At 74.2% G+C, this 5,800-nt stretch carries 1 protein-coding gene (only partly in view); it reads right to left on the reverse strand.

Translation table 11 applies throughout. The features are described 5' to 3' along the window. Nucleotides 1-5,776, reverse strand: the beginning of a protein-coding gene (locus JEK78_RS00445; protein WP_200262100.1) for a type I polyketide synthase. Its footprint begins 24,032 nt before the window's first position; 5,776 of the gene's 29,808 nt are visible here — the first part of the coding sequence; its start codon is at nt 5,774-5,776; its stop codon lies beyond the left edge, outside the window. Nucleotides 5,777-5,800: the final 24 nt, after the last annotated feature.

The raw sequence follows: 5,800 nt of genomic DNA on the forward strand, positions 1-5,800 counted from the left end.
CCGCCGCGAGGCCGCGTTGGCGGGAGAAGGCCACGAAGGAGCCGGGGGTGGACATCACCGTCACACCGCCCGCGAGGGCGAGGTCGCACTCGCCGCCCCGCAGCGCCTGCGTGGCCAGGTGGAGGGCTACCAGGGAGGACGAGCAGGCGGTGTCGACGGTGACCGCGGGGCCCTCCAGGCCGAAGGTGTAGGCCACGCGGCCGGAGAGCACGCTCTGCGCGGTGCCGGTGCCCTGGTAGCCCTCGAAGGCCTCGTCGCCGACGAGCGTGCTGTAGTCGTTGGTCATGACGCCGGCGAAGACGCCGGTGCGCGAACCGCTCAGCGAGGTCGGTGCCACGCCCGCCCGTTCGAACGCCTCCCACGCCGTCTCCAGGAGGAGGCGATGCTGGGCGTCGGTGGCCAGGGCCTCGCGGGGCGACATGTCGAAGAAGTCGGGGTCGAACAGGTCGGCGTCGTGCAGGAAGCCGCCCCGCATGACATGGGTGGTGCCGGGGTGGTCGGGGTCCGGGTGGTGGATGGACTCCAGGTCCCAGCCCCGGTTGTCCGGGAAGCCGGTGACGCCGTCGCGGCCCTCGATCACCAGCTGCCACAGGTCCTCGGGGGAAGCGACGTCGCCGGGGTAGCGGCAGGCCATGCCGACGATGACGATCGGGTCGTCGGTCGTCGACAGCGGCGCGGGCAGCTCCCCGGCGGTGTCCCGGTCGTCGCCGAACATTTCGTCGCTCAGGTAGGCGGCCAGCGCGGCCGGGTTCGGGTAGTCGAAGATCAGCGTGGCGGGCAGGCGGATGCCGGTCGACGCGGTGAGGCGGTTGCGCAGTTCGACCGCGGTGAGCGAGTCGAAGCCGAGGCCCTGGAACGTTCGGGTGTGGTCGACGTCGTCGACACCGCTGTGGCCGAGCACCGTGGCGACGTCGGCGCGGACCACGTCCAGCAGCGCCGTCAGGCGCTCGTCGCGAGTGGCCCGGGCCAGGGACTGGGCGAGTCCGCTGGCGGCCGCGGCCCCCACGGCGGCGGCGCGGCGGCGCGGTGACTTGACCAGGCCGCGCAGCAGCGGGGGCGTCTCCGGGAGGCGGCGGAGGGTGGGCAGGTCGAGGCGGAGGGGCAGCAGGACGGGCTCGGCGGCGGCCACGGCGCCGTCGAAGAGGGCGAGGCCCTGCGTCACGGTGAGCGGCGGCATGCCGGAGCGCTCGACGCGCCGCAGGTCGGCGTCGGACATGGCGCTCGTCATGCCGACCGACTGCTCCCAGGCGCCCCACGCCAGTGCCACGGCGGGCAGGCCCTGGGACCTGCGGTGGCGGGCGAGGGCGTCCAGGTAGGCGTTGGCGGCGGCGTAGTTGGCCTGGCCGGCGCCGCCGAAGGTGCCGGCCGCGGAGGAGAACAGGACGAACGCCGAGACGTCACCGGCCAGTTCGTGCAGGTACCGTGCGGCGTCGGCCTTGGCCCGCAGGACGGTGCCGACGCGCTCCGGGGTCAGCGACTCGACGACGCCGTCGTCCAGGACGGCCGCCGTGTGCACCACGGCGCCCACGGGGTGCCGTTCGAGGAGGGCGGCCAGCGCGGCCCGGTCGGACACGTCGCAGGCCTCGATCTCGACGTGCGCGCCGAACTCGGTCAGTTCGGCGGTCAGCTGCTGCGCGCCGTCGGCGTCGGGACCTCGTCGGCTGACCAGCAGCAGGTCGCGGACGCCGTGCCGTTCGACCAGGTGCCGGGCCAGGACCGCGCCGAGGCCGCCGGTGCCGCCGGTGATCAGCACGCGGCCGTTCCAGGTGAGGGTCTCCAGGCGCAGTGCCACGCGGGCCAGCCGTGCGGCACGCACCTCACCGTCGCGGACGGCCAGGCTGGGTTCGGCCGTGGCCAGGGCCGCGGACAGCAGGTCGGGGGCTTCGACATCCGCCGTGTCGACGTCCACCAGCGCGAACCGGCCGGGGTGTTCCGACTGGGCCGAGCCGACCAGGCCGCGTACGGCCGCCGCGGCGAGGTCGTCGCCCTCGATCGCGCCACGGGTGACGAACACGAGCCGTCCCGGCCGGTCCTGGCGCAGCCAGTCCTGGACGAGGCCCAGGGCGCGGGAGACCGCCGTGTGCACGTCCGCACCGCCGGCGAACGGCACGAGCACGTCGTCGACATCCGCGTCCGCGGCTACGCCGTCCAGGTCGTCGTACACGGGTCCCAGCCCGAGGCCCACCACGTTCTGGCCGAGGCCGAGCGCGTCCGGCCCGAGGACCGCGACGCTCCGCCCCGCGCTCTGCGTCGTCGGCTCGACGGGCGTCCAGTCGACCTTGAACAGCGAGTCGCGCTCGACGCCGGAGGCGGTCGGCGTGCCCTGCTCGTCGGCCGGGACGGGCCGGGTCTGCAGCGCCTCCACGGACGCCACGGGAGCACCCGCCGGATCGGCGACGGCGATCTCCATCGAGCCGTCGGCGCCGCGCGCCAGCCGCACCCGTACCGTCGAGGCGCCGGAGGCGTGCAGGGTCACGCCCTGCCAGGAGAACGGCAGTCCGCCCCGGCTGATGGAGCCGAGGTCACCGAATCCGGCGGCGTGCATGCCCGCGTCGAGCAGGGCGGGGTGCAGTCCGTACGAGGTGGCGTCCGCGTCGTCGGGCAGCGTGACCTCGGCGAAGACGACGCCGTCGCCGCCTCGCCACACGGCGCGCAGGCCGCGGAAGACGGGCCCGTAGTCGAAGCCCAGCTCGGTGAAGCGGTCGTAGGAGCCCTCGATGTCGACGGGTTCGGCGTCGGCGGGTGGCCACTGCGCGGCGTCGAATGCGACCGTGGGGGCCCCGGGCCCCAGCACACCGCTCGCGTGCTGGAGCCACGGGGAATCGATGTCCCCCTCGGGGCGGGAGAAGACCGCGACGGATCGCCGGCCGGTCTCGTCGGGGGCTCCGACGGAGACCTGCACCTGTACGGCGCCCTGCTCGGGCAGTACGAGAGGCGCGGCCAGCGTGAGTTCGTCGACGCGCTCGCAGCCGACCTCGTCGGCGGCGCGTACGGCGAGTTCGAGGAACGCGGTGCCCGCGAACAGCACGCGTCCGCCGACGACGTGGTCGGCGAGCCACGGGTGGGTGCTCAGGGAGAGCCGGGAGGTGAACAGGAACCCGGCGGAGTCGGCGAGTTCGACCGCGGCGCCGAGCAGCGGGTGCTCCACGGTGCCCAGGCCGGCGGCGCGGACGTCACCGTTCGGGGTGGCGGGCCGCGGCCAGTAGCGCTCGTGCTGGAACGGGTACGTAGGCAGGTCCACGCGGCGGGCGCCGGTGCCCTCGAAGAGCGGCGCCCAGTCGACGGTCACGCCGCTCACGTGTAGCCGCGCCAGCCCTGTGACCAGCGCGGACTCCTCCTCGCGGTCCTTGCGCAGCACCGGGACGGCGACCGCGCCGGGGGCGGTCTCGGCGACCATCGCGGACAGCACGCCGTCCGGGCCCAGTTCGAGGAAGGCGGTCACGCCTTGGTCGTGCAGGCGGCGTACGTTGTCGTGGAACCGCACGGCGTCGCGGGCGTGCCGCACCCAGTACTCGGGGTCGGTCACGTCTCCCGTGGCGGCCACGGGAATCAAGGGGTCGTTGAACGACACGCCGCCGATGGCGGTGCGGAAGTCCTCCAGCATCGGTTCCATCAGGGGCGAGTGGAAGGCGTGGCTGACCTGCAGCCGCTTGGCCTTGCGGTCACCGAGCCGGGCGACGACCTCCGCGACCCCCGCCCCGTCGCCCGCTACCACCACGGCGGACGGGCCGTTGACCGCGGCGATGGAGACACGGTCGGTGAGATGCGGCAGTACCTCCGCCTCGCTCGCCTGGACCGCCACCATCGCGCCGCCCGCGGGCAGCGCCTGCATCAGCCGGGCCCGCTCCGACACCAGCGTGCAGGCGTCCTCCAGCGACAGCACCCCGGCCACGTGCGCGGCCGCGATCTCGCCGATGGAATGGCCCGCGAGCTGGTCCGGGGTGATCCCCCACGACTCCACCAGCCGGTAGAGGGCCACCTGGAGCGCGAACAGCGCGGGCTGGGTGTGACGGGTCTGGTTCAGCAGCTCCGCGTCCTCGCCCCACATCACCTCGCGCAGCTGCGGGTCCAGGTGGGTGAGTACGTCGTCCAGCGCGCTCGCGAAGACCGGGAAGCGGTCATACAACTCCTCCCCCATGCACAGTCGTTGCGAGCCCTGCCCCGAGAAGAGCACGGCGAGACCGGTCTCCGCGTTGGCGACGCCGGTGGCGAGTTCGGTTCCGTCGGGGAGCAGTACGGCGCGGTGTTCGAGGGCGGCGCGGGCGGTGGCGAGGGTGTGGCCGACGTCGACCGGGGAGAGGGCGGCGGCCGCGGTCGCGAGCCGGGCGCGCTGCGCCACCAGGGCGGCCGCAGAGCGCGCGGAGACCGTCCACGGGACGATGCCGGGGGTGACGGTGGCTTCCTCGGCGGCGTCGGGCTGCGCCGGGGCCTGCTCGATGATGACGTGGGCGTTGGTGCCGCTCACGCCGAACGCGGACACGCCCACGCGGGAGGGCCGGTCGGCAGCGGGCCAGGGCCGCGCGGAGGTCAGCAGCTCCACCTTGCCGGAGTCCCAGTCGACGTTGGTCGACGGGGTGCCGACGTGGAGAGTCCGGGGCAGCAGTCCGTGCTGGAGGGCCATGACCATCTTGATGACGCCGGCGACACCGGCCGCGCCCTGCGGGTGGCCGATGTTGGACTTGATGGAGCCCAACAGCACCGGGTTCTCGCGGTCCTGGCCATAGGTGGCGAGCACGGCGCCCGCCTCGATGGGGTCGCCGAGCGTGGTGCCGGTGCCGTGCGCCTCGACTGCGTCCACGTCGGCGGCGGACAGGCCGGCGTTGGCCAGCGCTTTGCGGATCACCCGCTGCTGCGACGGACCGTTCGGCGCCGTAAGGCCGTTCGAAGCGCCGTCCTGGTTGACAGCCGAGCCGCGGACCACGGCCAGGATCCTGTCCCCCGCGCGCCGCGCGTCGGAGAGGCGCTTGAGCACCAGCACGCCGACGCCTTCTGCCCAACCTGTGCCATCGGCGTCGTCGGAGAAGGCCTTGCAGCGGCCGTTGCCGGCGAGACCGCCCTGGGAGGTGAACGCGGCGAACCCGGCGGGCGTCGTCATGACCGCGACGCCGCCGGCGAGCGCCAGGTCGCACTCGCCGCCGCGCAGGGCCTGGGCCGCGAGGTGCAGCGCGACCAGGGACGAGGAGCAGGCGGTGTCGACGGTGACGGCCGGGCCCTCCAGGCCGAGCAGGTAGGAGATACGGCCCGACAGCACGCTCGCGGCGAACGCGGTGGTGGCGTAGAGACCGACGTCCTCGGCGGACCGGGCGAGCAGGTCGGCGTAGTCCTGTGAGGTGGTGCCCAGGAACACGCCGGTCTGGGTGCCCCGCAGCGAGGAGGCGTCGATGCCCGCCCGCTCCAGCGCCTCCCAGGAGGTCTCCAGGAGGAGGCGCTGCTGCGGGTCCATGACGACCGCCTCGCGCGGCGAGATCCCGAACAGTCCGGCGTCGAAGCCCGCCACGTCGTCCAGGAAGCCGCCCTCGGCGGTGGCGCTCGCCAGCGCCGCCGTGTCCCAGCCGCGGTCGGCCGGGAACGGGCCGATGGCGTCGCGCCCCTCGGCCACCACCTGCCACAGGTCCTCCGGCGAGGCCACCCCGCCGGGGTACCGGCAGCCGATGCCGACGATCGCGATGGGCTCCACCGCCGCCGCGATCAGCTGCTGGTTCTGCTTCCGCAGCCGGTCGACCTCCTTCAGTGACGACCGAAGTGCCTCGACGTACTGGTTGGCAGAGGAGGTCATCGCGCTTCCTTCTGGGGTCGGCCG

Origin of the sequence: Streptomyces sp. HSG2 (assembly GCF_016598575.1) — a bacterium.
GTDB lineage: Bacteria > Actinomycetota > Actinomycetes > Streptomycetales > Streptomycetaceae > Streptomyces.